Annotated in this window: 14 protein-coding genes; 4 read left to right on the top strand and 10 right to left on the bottom strand. The window is 71.4% G+C overall.

Features of this window, described 5'->3' with window-relative positions; genetic code table 11:
• Nucleotides 1-96 precede the first annotated feature (96 nt).
• The gene (locus CITRI_RS0106130) at nucleotides 97-1029 is read right to left on the bottom strand and encodes an SDR family NAD(P)-dependent oxidoreductase (protein WP_010143795.1); all 933 of its coding nucleotides are present in this window, start codon (nucleotides 1027-1029) and stop codon (nucleotides 97-99) included.
• A 315-nt stretch (nucleotides 1030-1344) separates the two neighbouring features.
• Between CITRI_RS0106130 and CITRI_RS0106125 the strand changes: the two genes are divergently transcribed.
• Nucleotides 1345-1830: a MarR family winged helix-turn-helix transcriptional regulator gene (locus CITRI_RS0106125; protein WP_010143794.1), complete on the top strand. Its 486-nt coding sequence runs from the start codon at nucleotides 1345-1347 to the stop codon at nucleotides 1828-1830.
• 88 nt (nucleotides 1831-1918) lie between these two features.
• On the opposite strand, the gene CITRI_RS0106120 is transcribed toward CITRI_RS0106125, so the two are convergent.
• Nucleotides 1919-3319 carry an NAD(P)/FAD-dependent oxidoreductase gene (locus tag CITRI_RS0106120; protein ID WP_010143793.1) on the bottom strand — a complete coding sequence of 467 codons (1401 nt, stop codon included), beginning with the start codon at nucleotides 3317-3319 and terminating at the stop codon, nucleotides 1919-1921.
• 354 nt (nucleotides 3320-3673) lie between these two features.
• Between CITRI_RS0106120 and CITRI_RS0106115 the strand changes: the two genes are divergently transcribed.
• The 3 genes from CITRI_RS0106115 to CITRI_RS0106105 all read left to right on the top strand — a co-directional run bounded on the left by CITRI_RS0106115 (nucleotide 3674) and on the right by CITRI_RS0106105 (nucleotide 7229).
• Nucleotides 3674-5218, top strand: a complete 1545-nt coding sequence (locus CITRI_RS0106115) for a long-chain fatty acid--CoA ligase (protein ID WP_010143792.1) — start codon at nucleotides 3674-3676, stop codon at nucleotides 5216-5218.
• Nucleotides 5219-5264: 46 nt separating this feature from the next.
• Entirely contained in the window at nucleotides 5265-6626 is a 1362-nt protein-coding gene (locus CITRI_RS0106110; protein ID WP_010143791.1) for an MFS transporter, read from the top strand.
• 99 nt (nucleotides 6627-6725) lie between these two features.
• Complete coding sequence (locus CITRI_RS0106105; RefSeq protein WP_010143790.1) at nucleotides 6726-7229, top strand: MarR family winged helix-turn-helix transcriptional regulator; 504 nt, start codon at nucleotides 6726-6728, stop codon at nucleotides 7227-7229.
• Between the two features lie 91 nt (nucleotides 7230-7320).
• Here the strand turns inward: CITRI_RS0106105 and CITRI_RS0106100 are convergent, their stop codons facing one another.
• The 8 genes from CITRI_RS0106100 to CITRI_RS0106065 all read right to left on the bottom strand — a co-directional run bounded on the left by CITRI_RS0106100 (nucleotide 7321) and on the right by CITRI_RS0106065 (nucleotide 16399).
• Nucleotides 7321-8571, bottom strand: a complete 1251-nt coding sequence (locus CITRI_RS0106100; RefSeq protein ID WP_010143789.1) for a glycerophosphodiester phosphodiesterase family protein — start codon at nucleotides 8569-8571, stop codon at nucleotides 7321-7323.
• 312 nt (nucleotides 8572-8883) lie between these two features.
• Complete coding sequence (locus CITRI_RS18365; protein ID WP_010143788.1) at nucleotides 8884-10008, bottom strand: hypothetical protein; 1125 nt, start codon at nucleotides 10006-10008, stop codon at nucleotides 8884-8886.
• A 282-nt stretch (nucleotides 10009-10290) separates the two neighbouring features.
• The gene (locus tag CITRI_RS0106090; RefSeq protein ID WP_010143787.1) at nucleotides 10291-10989 is read right to left on the bottom strand and encodes a 3-oxoacid CoA-transferase subunit B; all 699 of its coding nucleotides are present in this window, start codon (nucleotides 10987-10989) and stop codon (nucleotides 10291-10293) included.
• A 14-nt stretch (nucleotides 10990-11003) separates the two neighbouring features.
• Nucleotides 11004-11765 (bottom strand): 3-oxoacid CoA-transferase subunit A, encoded by a 762-nt coding sequence (locus CITRI_RS0106085; protein ID WP_010143786.1) that lies wholly within the window; start codon nucleotides 11763-11765, stop codon nucleotides 11004-11006.
• Between the two features lie 105 nt (nucleotides 11766-11870).
• Nucleotides 11871-13121, bottom strand: a complete 1251-nt coding sequence (locus CITRI_RS0106080) for a thiolase family protein (RefSeq protein WP_010143785.1) — start codon at nucleotides 13119-13121, stop codon at nucleotides 11871-11873.
• A 139-nt stretch (nucleotides 13122-13260) separates the two neighbouring features.
• Nucleotides 13261-13716 (bottom strand): 4-carboxymuconolactone decarboxylase, encoded by a 456-nt coding sequence (gene pcaC, locus CITRI_RS0106075; protein ID WP_010143784.1) that lies wholly within the window; start codon nucleotides 13714-13716, stop codon nucleotides 13261-13263.
• Nucleotides 13717-13861: 145 nt separating this feature from the next.
• Nucleotides 13862-14683, bottom strand: a complete 822-nt coding sequence (locus CITRI_RS0106070; RefSeq protein WP_010143782.1) for an alpha/beta fold hydrolase — start codon at nucleotides 14681-14683, stop codon at nucleotides 13862-13864.
• A 153-nt stretch (nucleotides 14684-14836) separates the two neighbouring features.
• Nucleotides 14837-16399: a lyase family protein gene (locus CITRI_RS0106065; RefSeq protein WP_010143781.1), complete on the bottom strand. Its 1563-nt coding sequence runs from the start codon at nucleotides 16397-16399 to the stop codon at nucleotides 14837-14839.
• Nucleotides 16400-16566 lie beyond the last annotated feature (167 nt).

Below are 16566 nucleotides of genomic sequence, written 5' to 3'. Positions count from 1 at the left end.
GCGCCGCCGGAGGCGTCCCGGCCGACGCCCGGTCGGCAGGTGCCTTATCGACGGGCGCCCGACCGGCGGGTGTCCGACCGATGGGCGCCGGGCGGGCTACTTCCCGGCGGGCTCGGGCTGCAGTTCGGCGGGAAGCTCCGGCATCCGCTCGCCCACGGACTGCAGGTTGGCCTCGAGGATGGCCTTGCCCTCGGAGAGCATGGTCTCGTAGTCCCAGCCGCCCTCGTGGTAGTCGGTGGTGACGGCCTCGGGGTGGGACCAGACCTGCAGGCGGTCCCCGCCCACGCCGATGGCCTGGCCGGAGATGCCCGCGGCGGCCTCAGAGGACAGGAAGGCGACCAGCCCGGCCACGTCCCGGGCGGGGCCGAAGCCGAGGTCCTTGCGGAAGAACTCCGGCATGGCCTCGCCGCGCTCGTCGGCCTCGACGGCCTTGGCGAAGAACGGGATGGTCTTGGTCATGGCGGTGGCGGCCACCGGGATGACGGCATTGACGGACACGCCGGCCTTCTTCATCTCCAGGGCCCAGGTGCGGACCATGCCCACGATCCCGGCCTTGGCGGCGGCGTAGTTGGTCTGGCCGAAGTTGCCGCGCTGGCCGGTGGGCGAGCCGATCGTGACGATGCGCCCGGCCACGCCGTTCTCCTTGAAGTACGCGAAGGCGGAGCGCACGCAGGTGAAGGTGCCCTTGAGGTGGACGTTGATGACCGCGTCGAAGTCGTCGTCGGTCATCTTCAGCAGGGACTTGTCCCGCAGGATGCCGGCGTTGGTGACGAGGATGTCCAGCCCGCCGAAGGTGTCCACGGCGGTCTTCACCAGCTGGTCGGCGGTCTCGGACGAGCCGACCGGGGCGACCACGGCCGCGGCCCGGCCGCCGGCCTCGGTGATGGAGGCGACCGCCTGGTCGGCGATCTCCTGGTTGACGTCGTTGATGACGACCGCGGCGCCCTGGCGGGCGAGCTCCTGGGCGTAGGCCAGGCCGAGTCCTGCGCCGGAACCGGTGACGATGGCAACCTTGCCGTTGAGGGACATGGCTTCTCCTTCGGGGGTGACGTTCGTGGGGTGAGGTTCGCGAGGTGTGCTGCTGGCACCATGACAGCCCATACCGTTGAGAAAGTCAATGATCTAATTTCGCCATGGCCTGAAGGACCGGCGCCCGGAGGGATCCGCCCGGGCAGCGGCGGGCCGAGCGCCGGGCTGCGCGCCGGTCCGGGCGCACGGACGAACGCCTGTCCGAGCATCCCGCCCGACGGTTATCGATCCGGGGCTCACCATCCAGCGCGCAGCACCGGCAGGGGGTCTACACTTGAGAACATCAATGGTTGGCCGAACGTCACGAGGACCCCTATGTCGACATCCACCCACCGGGGCGCGTCCGCCCCGGACGCCTTGGCGGATCAGGGCACCGAGCGGTTCCTCGCCGGTGAGCTGGCCCAGCAGATCCAGTTCCTCACGGCCCGCGCCCGGGGCCGTGGCTCAAGTCACGCCAACCACATGCTGGCACCGCTGGGCATCAAGGTCCGCCAGTACTCGGTACTGTCCCTCGCGGCCAGCGGCCTGAAGCCCTCCCAGCGCGAACTCGGTGAGTTCCTGGCCCTGGATCCCAGCCAGATCGTGGCCCTGGTCGACTCCCTCGAGGCCCTCGGCGCGGTCCAGCGCGAGACGGACCCCCGGGACCGGCGCTCCAAGATCATCGTCGCTACCGACACCGGCATGGAGCTCTTCGAAAAGGCCCGGGAGATCCTGCTCGAGTCCGAGGACGTCACCCTCGGCACCCTCTCTGCCCGAGAGCGGAAGCAGCTGCGCGGCCTGCTGCTGAAGATCGCCTTCTAGCCCCGCCGACACCCCCACACGCCACGACGCCGGCCGCGCACCCAGGGTGCGCGGCCGGCGTCGTTGTCCAGAGGCCAGCCCCCAGCCGTCAGCGTGGGGACACGGCACCGCCGCCCGCGAGGATCTCCTCCATCCCCGCCCGCTCCGGCGTGGACAGGTAGCGCTCCAGGGAGTCGTCGAGCTCCTGCAACCACGGGGTGTGGTGCTCACAGGCCATGGTCCCGGTCATCACCGAGCGGTGCGGCTTGTCCCGGTAGGTGAGGATGTTCTCCTTCTTGTCCTGCTTCCAGGCCAGGAAGATCCGCACGACCTCGTCCAGGTCGAACATCGGGTAGTCGGTGGCCTCGATGAGCTCACGGATGTAGTCGGCCTGGAACCGCACGTCGTCAGCGTCCCCGTCGAGTCCCTGGAAGCGCGCGCGCCACTGCTTCAGGTGGGCGGCCCGCTCCTCGGCCGAGGGCAGCTTCGCCCGGCCCATGATCAGGTCACGGACGTACCAGGCCTGGGCATCGAACATGTTGAACGTGAACCACTGGTCCTGGGCACCCAGGTAGTACAGCTTGGGATTCTTCTGCCACACCACGCCGCGGTACAGGCCGGCGGGATAGATGGTGTTCGGCGAGGACAGGGCCAGGTCCGAGGACAGGAACGGGTACTTGTGGAGGTAACCGGTGCACAGGATCACGGCGTCGAACTCGCGGGTCTCGCCATTCGAGAAGCGGACCGTCTCACCGTCGACGCGGTCGATGCCCGGCAACTCCTCCATGCCCTCGGGCCAGGCGTAGCCCTGGGGGCGGCTCCGGTAGCTCATGGTGACCGAGCGCGCGCCCATCTTGAAGGCCTGCACACCGATGTCCTCGGCGGAGTAGGACGAACCGATCAGCAGGACGCGCTTGTCCGCCAGCTTCTCCGCGCCGCGGAAGTCGTGGGCGTGGTGCAGGGCGCCCGGGAAGGTCTCGATGCCCGTGATGTCCGGGACGTTCGGGAAGGAGAAGTGGCCGGTGGCCACGATCACCCGGTCGAACTCCGAGGAGGAGGTCGTCTTCGAGCGCAGGTTCTCCACCGTGACGGTGAAGTTGTCGTCCTCGCGGTTGTACTGGACCCAGCGCACGGCGGTGGAGAACTGCACCTTCTCCTTGACGTCAGACGTCCGGACCCGGCCGTCGATATAGTCCCAGAGGGCCTCACGCGGCGGGTAGGACGAGATCGGCCGGCCGAAGTGCTCGTCGAACGTGTACTCGGCGAACTCCAGGGCCTCCTTGGGCCCGTTCGACCAGAGGTTGCGGTACATGGAGGAGTGGACCGGCTCACCGTACTTGTCGATGCCGGTACGCCAGTTGTAGTTCCACTGCCCGCCCCAGTCGTCCTGCTTCTCGTAGCAGACGACCTCCGGGATCTGCACTCCCTTGCGCTGGGCGGACTCGAAGGCCCGCAGCGCGGCAATCCCGCTCGGTCCTGCCCCGATGATGGCGATGCGCTGTTTGGACACAGCTTCCCTTCCGGCCCCACGGCCTTTGTCTCTCTCCTGCGGTGACGGGCCGGGTGGAGGCAGTCCTCTCCGGGCGCACCGGCGCCCGGGCCTCAACACCGCGACCTCACGTCGCGCCCCGGCCCACCACCCGGTCAGGGCGGCACTGAAGGCCGAGGACGGGGCACCATTTCGGGTGCCGTTATGTCAACCACCCTACCAAGAATTCGCCATTGCAAAGGAATCGTGTCGCGCCAGCGGCCGAGGCGCAGGCCCCACGGTGCAGTTACGACCTAATGCCAATCGTTGACATTCTCAACGCTTGAGTGTTGCATGGGTCTCATCGTGATCCAGCCCACAGAGCGAAGGAGTCCCATGAACATTGGCATCGGCACCTACCCCCGTCGTCGGGCCACCGTGCGACCGGAGGCCGTGGCCATCGAGTTCGAGGGCGCCACCACCACCTACGGCGAGTTCAGCCAGCGGGTCACCCGCCTGGCCCACGGGTTGCAGGGGCTCGGCGTGGTGCGCGGCGAGCGCGTGGCCTACGTGGGGTTCAACCACCCCTCCCTGCTGGAGACCTTCTTCGCCGCCAACCTCTTCGGCGCCACCCCGGTGCTGGTCAATCCCCGCCTGTCCCCCGCCGAGGTCGAGTTCATCGTGACCGACTCCGAGGCCACCGCCGTCGTGTACGGCCGGGAGGTGGCCGACGTCGCCGCCCGCCTGGCCGAGCGGCACCCGCGGCTGACGCTCGTGGCGGCCGAGGGCCCGGAGGGGCCCGGGCTGCGCTACGAGGACCTGCTCGCGGGGGCCTCCACCGCCGAGGTCGAGGCCGACGTGGACGATGACGACGTCGCCCTGTTCATGTACACCTCGGGCACCACGGGCCGCCCCAAGGGCGCCATGCTGACCCACCGGAACCTGACCTACCAGTACCTCAATGCGTTCACCGGCACGGACCTGCGCCAGGACGAGGTGATGCTGTCCGTGGCGCCGCTGTTCCACATCGCCGGGATGAACATGACCACGATGCCCACCTTCATGATGGGCGGGCGGATCATCATCCACCGGCAGTTCCGCCCGGCCGACGTGCTGGCCGAGATCGAGCGTTCCCGGGTCACCGGCACGTTCATGGTCCCGGCCATGATCGACCTGCTGGCCGAGGCCCCCGGTTTCGCCGGCACGGACCTGTCCTCGCTGCGCTCGATCATGGTGGGCGGTTCGCCGTTGAGCGAGCGGTCCATCCGGACGTGGACCGAGCGCGACGTCAAGATCGTCCAGGGCTTCGGCATGACCGAGACCGCCCCCGGCGTCTGCCTGCTCGAGGCCCAGGACGCCCTGTCCCACGCGGGCACGGCCGGCCGTCCGCACTTCTTCTCCGAGGTCCGGCTCGTGGACCCGGCCACGGGCGAGGACGTCGGCACCGACCGGGCCGGTGAGGTCTGGGTCCGCGGCCCCCAGGTCATGAAGGGCTACTGGAACCGCCCGGAGGCGACCGAGTCCGCCCTCGCGGACGGCTGGTACCACTCCGGGGACATCGCCGTGCGGGATGCCCAGGGGTACTTCACCATCAAGGACCGCATCAAGGACATGTACATCTCCGGCGGCGAGAACGTCTACCCCGCCGAGGTCGAGAACGCCCTGCTCTCCCTGCCCGCGGTCCTGGAGGCCGCCGTCGTCGGGGTCCCGGACGAGCGCTGGGGCGAGACCGGGCTGGCCTTCGTGGTGCTGCGCCCGGAGGCGCGCACCGGGGCCGGCGTCCCCGGCGGGCCCGGGTTGCGCGACCAGCTCAGCGCCCGCCTGGCCCGCTACAAGCTGCCCCGGGAGGTGCTCGTGGTGGAGGAGCTGCCGCGCACCTCCACCGGGAAGATCCGCAAGAACGTCCTGCGGGAGCGCACCCAGCCGGTGCCGGCCTCCTGACCCCCGCCCATCCCTGAACCCCGCCCCTTCCTGACTGGAGAGCATCATGACGACCGTCTCCGCACAGCACACCGCACCCGACCTCGACGCCCTCGATCCGGGGGTCAAGCGCCGCGAGGCCCGCCGGGTCATCCTGTCCAGCTACCTGGGCTCGACGATCGAGTTCTACGACTTCCTGCTCTACGCCGCCGCCTCGGCCGTGGTCTTCCCGGCGGTGTTCTTCAGCGGCCTGGACCCGTTGACCGGCACGATCGCCGCCTACGGCACGTTCGCCGCCGGCTACCTGGCCCGTCCCCTCGGCGGGGCGATCTTCGGCCACTTCGGTGACAGGCTGGGGCGCAAGAAGATGCTGGTGCTGTCCATGCTCATCATGGGCGTGGCCTCCACCCTGATCGGCCTGGTCCCGGGCGCGGCGCAGATCGGCGGCTGGGGCGCGGTCATCCTCGTGTTCCTGCGCGTCTGCCAGGGCATCGCGGTGGGCGGTGAGTGGGGAGGCGCGGCGCTGATGGCGCTGGAGCACTCCGAGTCCGGCAAGCGGGGCTTCGCGGCCTCCTTCACCAACGCCGGTGCTCCCACCGGTGCGGCCCTGGGCACCTTCATCCTCGGCACCTTCTCCGCCGCCCTCCCGCAGGAGCAGTTCCTGGCCTGGGGCTGGCGCGTGCCGTTCCTGCTCTCCTTCGTGCTGCTGGTCATCGGCATGGTGATCCGCGCCCGGGTCAGCGAGTCTCCCGTGTTCACCGCCGCCCTGGCGAAGGCCGAGGAGGCCTCGTCCGCCCCCAAGCCGAAGATGCCGCTGCTGCAGGTGCTGCGCCGGCCGAAGGCCCTGTTGCTGACGATGTTCGGCGGTGCCTCCGGGTTCGGCCTGCAGGTGCTGCTGTCCACCTTCTCCGTGGGTTACGCCACCGACGCCGGCAACGCCCGGTCCGACGTGCTCTACGCCTTCGCCGTGGCCTCGGTCATCTCCATCGCCTTCGTGATCGGCTTCGGCCGCGTCTCCGACCGCTTCGGCCGCCGCCCCGTGATGATCGCCGGACTGGTGCTGTTCGTCATGTTCCTCACCCCGTTCTTCACCATGCTGCAGTCCACCAACTGGTTCGTGCTGACCCTGGCCTTCACCATCGCTCTCGGCCTGCACGGGATGCTCTACGGCCCGCTGGCCGCCTTCATCTCCGAGCAGTTCGGCACCGGCGCCCGCTACACCGGCGCCTCCCTGGGCTACCAGCTGGCCACCCTGATCGGCGCCGGGTTCACCCCGACCATCCTGGCCACGCTCTTCGCCGGTCCCGGCGGCGGCACCTCCGTGGTCCCGGTCATCGGCTTCCTGGCCGGCATGGCGCTCGTCTCCGTCATCGCGATCGTGCTGACGCGGGAGTCCAAGGACCTCGACCTGACCACCCACGAGCACTGAGTTCCGGGCATCGACACGGTGCGCCCTCTTGGCCCCCGGCCGGGCGCACCGTCCCGGCCACCGGCGGCACTGACCGCCCCGACCACGACGGATACCACCATGACCACCACGACACCCACCGGCCTGGACCACACCGCTACCGGCACGGACGCGACCACCGGGGCCGCCGGCGTCGACCGCCTCCGGTCCACCCGCCTGGCGCACCAGATCCAGTTCCTCACCGCACGCGCCCGGTCCCGGGGCACCGGTCACGCCAACACCCTGCTTAAGGCGGAGCTCGGGCTGAAGGTGAGCCACTTCTCGGTGCTGTCCGTGGCGGCGCACGGGACCAACCCGACCCAGCGGGAGCTCAGCGAGTTCCTCGACCTCGACCCGAGCCAGGTGGTGGCACTCGTGGACGTGCTCGAGCAGCGCGGCCTCGTGGAGCGGCTGACCGACCCGAAGGACCGCCGCTCGCGCATGATCGCCGTCACCGACGAGGGCCACCGGGTCGAACAGCTCGGCCACGAACTGACCGAGGCCTCCGACCAGGAGGTCCTGGCCAAGCTCTCCGCCGCCGAACGCGAGCAGCTGCGCGAGCTGCTGACCCGGATCGCGTTCTGACCGCCCGGCCCGCGGACCACGACGTGGGGGCGGTCCTCCCGGGCCCCGGGCACCAGGACTCGGGAGGACCGCCCCCGAGGTGGAGTGCGGATCAGTTCGCGAAGGTGTCCTGGAGCGTCCCCTCGTCCGTCCACAGCGCCACGGAATCGCCGCCGTTGTTCAGGACGTTGGCGGTGCCGCCGTTGTAGTAGGCGTCCGTCGCGTTCGTCCCGGGACCGGTGTAGACGCGCAGCCGCTCGCCCGGGCGGATCGAGTAGCCCTCGCCGACGCTCAGGAGGTTGTTGGCGGCGTCGCGGAGCAGCCAGCCGGAGACGTCGACGGTGCGCCTCCCGGTGTTCTCCAGCACGACGTGCTCACCGGTCTCGGCCTGCAGGTCCTCACCGGGGACGTCATTGACGGAGTCCGCGATCCGCACGCCGGTGTTCTGCGGGAACACCTTCAGCTCGCGCTCGTAGCGGGAGAACTGGATGGGGAAGTCACCGGTGATCCGGTCCACGCCCAGGGCCGCGGCCTCGTCGTAGGCCTCGGTGGAGTTCACGGTGTAGACGCCCAGGCCCAGCCCGGCGTCCTTGACCCGCTGGGCCCCGGCCTCGTCCAGGGTGCGGTAGTTCGTGCCGAAGGAGTCGGCGAAGGTGGCGTAGCGCTCCAGCGTGGCCGCGTCCGGCACGGTGCCCACCAGCTGCTGCAACGGCACGTCCGGGGCGAGCTGAGCGAAGCGCTGGTTGGAGGCCTCGTCGAAGCCGAGCACCTCGATCCTGTCCGCCTCCAGCAGCTCGTTCCACTCCTCGTCCTCGGCGAGGGCCTCGGCCACGACCTTCTCGATGCCCGGGGAGTTCACCGGGGACTTGATCTCGATGAACACGCCGGTGTTGCGGGTCGCGATCTCGGCGGCCGCGTCGAAGTGCGGGATCCTCTCGCCCGCGTACTCCTCGGAGAAGTAGGAGCCGGCGTCCAGCTGCTGCAGCTCGGCCCAGGTGAAGGACGTGATGGGGTCGTCCTCTCGACCGGGGAAGACCTCGTCCACGTTCGTGGTGCGGGCCGGGGTGTTGTCGTGGAAGAGGAACGGCACCCCGTCCGCGGAGAGCTGCACGTCGATCTCGAAGAAGTCCGCTCCGGACGCGCGGCCGTCCTCGAAGGCCGCCACCGTGTTCTCCGGAGCGGTCCCGGCGGCACCACGGTGACCGATGAGCACGGGTGCGTCCTGAGGGGCCGGGGCCGCCGCGGCGGGACCGGACAGCGCGCCCCCGGCGAGGACCGCGGCGGACAGGGTCACGGCCAGGGTGGCTGCGGACGAACGGCGCCGGGTGCCCGGGCGGCGGTTCTGGGTCGGGGTGGGTGTCACGAGGATGCCTTCCTGTCGTGGCCCGCGCCGGTCCCCGCGTCATCCCGTCGCGGCCGGCCGGGCCCATGCCCGTCCACCCTTCTCGTCCCGGTTGACGATCCGGGGCCCCCGAGGTGACGTCCGGGTGAAGCCCCTCCGACCTCGGCGGTCATTCCAGGTCGCCACGCCTCCGCGCGTCGGGGCGGGGCGGGTCGGGGGCAGAGCGGGGCGGGTCGGGGCGGCCCATCATGGTCGAGAGGACACGTCACCCCGGGGGACTCCACGGACATGTCGTCCGAATCCGGATGAACCGCTGCTGAGGGTGCCGGTGGATCACCCTCGCCGCCGAGGGACGCCGTGCTGCTCCAGGATGGCCTCGAACCGCCGCCGGGTGAACAGGTCGGCCCAGATCCACCGCGCCATGCCATACCCCTGCCGGCGGACGGCGTCCTCGCGATGCTTCTCCCGGACCAGGGCGTCCTGCCCCACGGGGCCGCCGGCCCCGGGACGCGCCAGCCGCCCCGTGTACTTCACCAGTCCGTCGAACTCGGCGGTCAGGCGGATGTCCTCCCAGTAGAAGTCGGTCCGGGCGATCAACGTCCCCGCCGTGTCCAGCACCGCGTACTGGAGCTCGGGCACCACGAAGCCCGCCTCGTGGATGATGGCCCGGCTCAAGGACTCCCCCACCGACTCGGACCGCGCGTCGGCGAACGCCCACTGGGCATCGAACCGGGTGCGCTGGGCGGCGGAGGGCAGGAGCTCGCGCGCACGGCCGACCACCAGGTCGGCAGCGTGGTGGTCACGCTTGATGGCATCGGCCGCGGCGGTCCCCGTGCTCAGCGGTTCGCTGCCGAAGACCAGAGCCATCGCTGCCGGCAGTGGATCCACCCGCACCCGGCCCAGCACCGTGCCGTCCTCCAGGCACACGCTGACCCGGGTGGGGGCCAGCGGTGACGATCCGTCCGTCGCGGCACCGGCACCGGCCCGTGCGGCCTCCCCGCCCGGCGCGTTCCAGTGCCGGTGCACGCGAGGAAGCACGGGAACGCGGCCGTCCCCGTTCACCAGGCCCTGCGCACTGAGCTCGGGGACGGTCTTCAGGACCTCCTGCTCGTTGACGTAGGGCGACACCTGCCGCCGCGTCCCCGAGTCGCCGCGGTGCACCGCGCGGACGTGGAGGGTGGGGGCCTGCTCGACCACCGGATACCCCAGGAGTCCGAGCGCCGTCGCCCCGCAGAAGGTGACCGGCCGGCGTCGGGAGTCCGCGAAGGCCACGGCACTCACCCGGCGACGGTCCTGCCGGGACAGCAGCAGCCACCGCCGCGTGGACGCGTACGTGCCGGGAGCCAGGCGGACCAGCTCTCCCCGCTGGGCCCGGCGGGCCAGCATCCGGGCGGAGCGGCCCCCGTCGTTCTCGGTGCGGCGGATCAGGAGGGGTTCGGCGTTCGCAGGGGACGTCACCCGCCCATGCTGGCCGGTCCGGGGCGCCCGCGGGAACGCTGTCCACAGCGTGTGGACAGTGATGATCCGGGTTCAGGAGACTCGTCCCGTACCGCACCCCGCAGGACGAGTCCTCTCGATGATGACGGACGCCGGGAACCCGGCACCGGCCCGCGCACGGACACCGGCCCGCACACGGAGGCCGGGGGCCGGATGACGGACGATGACGGCCGGCCACCTCGGGAGGTGACCGGCCGTCGTCTGGAGGGCACGCGGCCAGGGCCGCGCGGAGGGCTCAGCGGCTCAGGCGCCGGCCTTCTCGAAACGCACGTCCGGGTGCCTCTCCTGCAGTTCCTCGAAGGTGAGGCCGTGCAGCTCGCGCACGGTCACCACACCGGAGGGGTCCAGCAGCAGCACGGCCCGGTCCGAGTAGATCCGGGACACGCAGCCCACGCCGGTGAGCGGGAAGGTGCACTCGGCCATCAGCTTGCGGTCACCCTTCTTCGTGAACAGGTCCATCATCACGTAGGTGTCCTTGGCGCCGATCGCCAGGTCCATGGCACCGCCCACGGCGGGGATGGCCCCGGGCTTGCCGGTGGACCAGTTGGCCAGGTCACCGGTGGCGGAGACCTGGTAGGCGCCCAGCACGCAGACGTCCAGGTGGCCGCCGCGCATCATGGCGAAGGAGTCGGCGTGGTGGAAGTAGGAGGCACCCGGCAGCTCGGTCACCGGGATCTTGCCGGCGTTGATCAGGTCCTCGTCCACCTGGTCGCCGGTGGCCTGCGGACCGAAGCCCAGCATGCCGTTCTCGGTGTGCAGCGTGACCTTCTTCTCCGGGGAGAGGTAGTTGGACACGGTGGTCGGCTGGCCGATGCCCAGGTTCACGAAGGAGCCCGGCGCGATGTCATCGGCGATGACCCGGGCCAGTTCGTCCTGGGTCAGCGGGGTGTCGGTGCTGTGGAACGCCTGGACGTCCGCGGCCTCGGTGGTCTGCTCGCTCATCTCGCTCGTCCCCTTCACTTCTGGGCGGCCAGCTCGGCCGCGGTCTTGGTGGCCATGCAGGGCTTGGGCCGCCCGGCGGTCAGGGCCTCGCGCTCCTCGCGCTCCTTCACGCCGGAACCGGTCGGGATCCCCACGACGGTGTCCACGTAGATCCCCGGGGTCACCACGTGCTCGGGGTTCAGCGGCTCGTCCAGGACCTCGTCCACCTGCACGATGGTGTGCGCGGCGGCGGTGGCCATGACGGGCCCGAAGTTGCGGGCGGTCTTGCGGTAGACCAGGTTGCCGTACGGGTCGGCGGCGTAGGCCTTGATCAGGGCGAAGTCGCCGCGGATCGGGGACTCCAGCACGTAGTGCTTGCCGTCGATCTCGCGGACCTCCTTGCCCTCGGCCAGCTGGGTTCCGTACCCGGTGGGGCTGAAGAAGCCGCCGATGCCGGCACCGGCGGCGCGCATGCGCTCGGCCAGGTTGCCCTGCGGCACGAGTTCCAGCTCGATCTCGCCGGCGCGGTAGGCCTCGTCGAAGTGCCAGGAGTCGGACTGGCGCGGGAACGAGCAGATGATCTTGGCCACCCGCCGCTCCTTGATCAGCAGGGCCAGGCCGGCGTCGGCCTGCCCCGCGTTGTTGTTCACCACGGTCAGGCCGGTGGCACCGGAATCCATCAGCGCGTCGATCAGTTCCATCGGCTGGCCGGCGTTGCCGAATCCACCGATCAGCACCGTGGCGCCGTCGGTGATCCGGGAGACGGCCTCGGCAGCCGTGTCCACGAACTCAAGCATCGTTCCTCCTTGGGAAGGGTTGGTCTGTCAGGTCGGGTCTGACCCACGACGCCGGCCGGGATCAGCGCTGCGAACGCACCGGCCGGCGTCGGGGACCGGACGGGGTCAGCGGGCGTTGACGTTCTCCAGCACCACGGCGATGCCCTGGCCGACGCCGATGCACAGCGCGGCCACGCCCCAGCGGTCGCCGGACTCCTCGAGGCGGCGTGCGAGGGTGCCGAGCACGCGGGTGCCGGAGGCGCCGAGCGGGTGGCCGATGGCGATGGCCCCGCCCCAGGCGTTGACGATGGACAGGTCCACGCCCCAGGCGTCGGTGCAGGCCAGGGACTGGGCGGCGAAGGCCTCGTTGAGCTCCACCGCGGAGACGTCGTCCCAGGTGATGCCGGCGCGCTCGAGGGCCTTGTTGGCGGCGTCCACCGGCGCGTAGCCGAAGTACTGCGGCTCGTTGGCGGCGGTCGCACGGCCGGCGATCCGGGCCAGCGGCTGCCGGCCCAGGATGTCGGCGGCCTTGTCCGAGCCGAGCCAGGCGGCGGAGGCGCCGTCGTTCATGGGCGAGGAGTTGCCGGCGGTGATCATGCCGTTCTCCTTGCGGAACACGGTGCGCAGTCCGGACAGGGACTCCGCGGTGGAGTCCGGGCGGATGGTCTCGTCCCGGGCCAGGTCCACGTCCGGCACGGCGACGGTCAGGTTGTCGTACCTGCCCTCGTCCCAGGCCTTGGCGGAGAGCTGGTGCGAGTTCGCGGCGAACGCGTCCATCCGCTCACGGTCGATGCCGTACTTCTCCCGCAGCTGCTCGGTGGCCTCACCCAGGGAGACGGTCCACTCCTTGGGCATGTTGCGGTTGACCAGGCGCCAGCCGAGGGTGGTGTTGGCCAGCTCCAGGTTGTGCATCGGGAAGGGACGCTCGGTCTTGGGCAGGACCCACGGGGCACGGGACATCGACTCGACGCCGCCGATGAGCATGAGGTCGGCCTCACCGGTGTTGATCTGGCGGGAGGCGATGATGGCGGCGTCCAGCGAGGAGCCGCACAGCCGGTTCACGGTGGTGCCGGGGATGGAGGTGGGCAGCCCGGCCAGCAGGGTGGCCATGCGGGCCACGTTGCGGTTCTCCTCACCGGCGCCGTTGGCGTTGCCGAAGACGACCTCGTCGATCCGCGCCAGGTCGCTGCCGGCTCCCGTGCCCTGGGTGTCCGGGGCGTCGGGCAGCAGGCCGGCCAGCTTGGGGGCGCGCTTGACGGACTCGCGCACGACGACGGTGGCCAGGTCGTCCGGGCGGGTCTTGGCCAGCGCGCCGCCGACCTTGCCGAAGGGGGTGCGGACGGCGTCGTAGATGTAGGCGTCAGTCTGGGCAGTCATGGGATGACCTTCTCTCTGTTCGAACGACAGGCTACTGCGGTGGGCCGGGGACGGTCTGGGAGCCCGGGGAGGGCGACCGGCCCGGTGACGGTGGGTGGGCTGCGGTGGGCCGGGGCGCGGGTCGGGATCCGGTCCGCCCCTAGAGCTCCTTGCCGGCGGCGAGGTCCTCGTCCACCTGGGCGAAGACCTCCTGGGCCAGCTTGAAGGCGATGTTGGCGGCGGGCACGGAGGAGTAGATGGCGGTCTGCAGCAGGATCTCCTTGATCTCCTCGCGGCTCAGGCCGTTGCGCAGCGCCGCCCGGATGTGCATGGCGGCCTCCTCCCAGTACCCGCCCGAGACCATCGCGGAGATGGTGACGGCCGAGCGCATCCGCCGGTCCAGGCCCGGGCGGGTCCAGATGGTCCCCCACGCGTACCGGGTGATGAGGTTCTGGAAGTCCTCGGTGGTCTCGTCCTTGTTCGACTCCGCGCGGTCCACGTGGGCGTTGCCCAGGACCTCGCGGCGCACCGCCATGCCGGCGTCGAGGACGTCCTGGCTCGTGGCGGACATGTCGTGCCCGATGGGCTGGGCGGCCTGCTGGGTGTTCTCGCTCATGGAAGCTCCTGCTCTGTGAGGTCTCGTGCCGCGGGGGCTCGGGAGGATCGGGGTCGGACGACGCGCGGGCCCGCGCCTGCGGGGGCGGCGTCCCGCGGGGACGGCGTCACCGCGGGGGCGCGGGGGTGGCGTCCCCGGGTGGGGCTCAGCCGGCGCGGACGGCCCCGAAGTGCTCCCGGAGGATGCGGGCGGTGTTCTCCGGGTCCTCGGTGGGCCCCTGGTGCGCCACGCCGTCCAGCACCACGGCGGTGCCGTGCTGGACCCCGGCGGCGATCTGCTCGGCGTCCGCCGGCGGGCAGACCCCGTCCACCGCGCCGTTGATGGCCAGGATCGGCGTGGTGATCTCGCCCAGGCGCTCGCGCACGTCGAACTGTGCCAGCGCCTCGCAGATCCGGGCGTAGGAGAACCGGTCGGCCTCCTGCAGGGTGTGCAGCAGGCGGGTCGAGCGGGCGGGGTGCTTCTCGATGAAGCCCGGGGCGAACCACTTCTCCGCCGAACCGGCGACCATGGACGGGGTGCCGGCCTTCTCGACGAACTCCGCGCGCTCGCGCCAGGCCTCCGGCACGCCGATCTTCGCGGCCGAGCAGATCACGGCGATGCCGTCGAACAGGTCGCCGTGGTCCAGGCCCAGTTGCAGGGCCACCTCGCCGTTGACCGAGACGCCGGCGTAGTAGACCTTGGCGCCGGCCGGGATCGTGCCGCTGGCGTGCTGGGCCCGGACCAGGTCCGCGACGGCGTTGGCCAGGTCGGCGATGGAGGTCGGCTCGTTGTGCGCCGGGGACTCACCGTGACCGGGCAGGTCCCAGCCGATGACCTGGAAGCGCTCCTCCAGCAGGTTCGCGGTGTCCTGCCACAGGGCATGCACCCCGGTGCCCAGGCCGGCGCCCACGAACAGGACGTCCTGGGGCTCTCCGAACGAGTCGACCTCGTTGGTCAGACGGCTCGCGGTGATCTCTGGTGTCGTCACTGGTGCTCCATTCCTTGTTCCTTGGGCTGCTGACGTCGTCGTCAGTCGTCGGTGTTCGTCGGTTCTCGTCGGTCGCCGCCGGGCCTGCACACGCGGATCCGGCTGGGCGGGGATGGTCGGTGGTCGGTCTCTGCTCGTGGTCCTCGGGGAGGCTCAGTCCTGGCCGGCCGCCAGGAACCCGCCGGCCGCGGCCACGAACCGGTCCACCAGGATTCCGGCCTCACCGATGTACTCCGCCGGGTCGAGCAGGCCGTCGAGCCGCTCGTCGGAGACGGACTGCGGCAGCTCGGCGCGTAGCAGGGTGCGGAAGTCGGGTTCGTCCGGGCCGCCGCCCAGGCTGCGGTCCACGATCGCCTGGAGCCGGGCCTTGCCGGATCCGGGTTCTCCGCCGGCCTGCTCCTGCAACACCGGGGCGAGCTCGGCCATGAGCCGTTCGGAGACCAGCAGCGGGCCCACGCGGTTCAGGTTCTCCGCCATCCGCGCGGTGTTCACCCGCAGCCCCGAGACCAGCTCGGCGGTGCGCTCGGCCGCGCCCCCGGCCTGGCGCATCAGGTGGCGCAGGGCCGGCCACTCGGCGTGCCAGCCCCCGTCCGGGCGTTCCTCGTTCGCGGCGCCGGCGGCGGTGAGCACCTGGGCCAGCGAGCCCGGTGCGGACAGGGCGCCGGAGTGGATCATCACGGAGAGCACGGGGTTCTGCTTGTGCGGCATCGCCGAGGACCCACCGCGGCCGGCGGCCAGCGGTTCACCGAGCTCGCCGTTCTCGATCCGGGCGGAGACCAGCACGTCGTTGGCGATCTTCCCGCAGGCGGCCACCACCTCGGCCAGGGCCGCGGCGATCCCGGTGACCGCCATCCGGTTGGTGTGCCAGGGCCCGGCCGGCGCGGCCAGCCCGAGCCGGTCCGCGAGGCGCTCGACGAGCTCGAAGGGGCCGAGGCCGGCGTCGAGAGTCCCCTGGCGGTGCGCCGTGGCCACGCGGCCGGACAGGGCCGCCATGGTGCCGGCGGCGCCACCCCACTGGATCGGCAGCGCGGTGGTGGCGGCCTCCAGTCGCCGACCGGCCTGGGTGAGCGCGGTCAGCCAACCGGCGGCACGCAGCCCGAAGGTCGAGGGCAGCGAGTGCTGGGCCAGGGAGCGGGCCACCATCGGGGTGTCCCGGTGCGTCCGCGCCAGGTCCACGAGGGCGGCGACGGCGGCGCGCAGGTCCGCCAGGATCGTCGCCGCGACGCGGGCGGACATCCGCATCATGGCGGTGTCCATGATGTCCTGGCTGGTGGCGCCGACGTGGAGGGCCCCGGTGACACCCGCGTCCTGCGGGGCGGCCTCGGCGGCGCGGGCGCGCATGGCCTTGAGCACGGGGATCAGTGGGTTGCCGCCGTCCTGGCCGGCGTGGGCCAGCGCGGCGAGGTCGTACTGGGCGGGGTCCGCGCAGGCCTGGGCGGCGCGGGCGTGGGCGGCGGAGGTCATCCCCGCCTCGGCGAGCACCACGGTCCAGGCGGCCTCGACCTCGAGCAGGTGACGCAGGTAGGCGGTGTCCGAGGACTGCGCGGCCACGGCGGTGCCGGCGGAGAGCGGGTCCAGCAGGCCGACGTCGGACTCCGGGTCCCGGGCCACGCGCGCCTCCGCGGCGCCCCGGACGGACTGCGACGCCGGCACGGCCCGGTCGGTCGGACCCGGCTCGGCGGTGGAGGTCTCCGGCAACGCTGCTGGATCGGTCATCGGGTGGCGGGCTCCTGGGTCTGGCGGGGGTCTGGCGACGGGTCTGGTGGAGGGTGCGGACGCGCGGCCGGCGCGAGTCCGGTCGGCATCCTGGGGGTCGGCCGGAACGGGCCGGCCCCTCCTAGGCTATCGGCAACGATGGCCCGGTGGCCCGGATGCGTCCGCAG

Source organism: Citricoccus sp. CH26A (genome assembly GCF_000224415.1).
Taxonomy (GTDB): Bacteria; Actinomycetota; Actinomycetes; order Actinomycetales; family Micrococcaceae; genus Citricoccus.
This window is presented reverse-complemented; position numbering and strand designations above follow the sequence as displayed.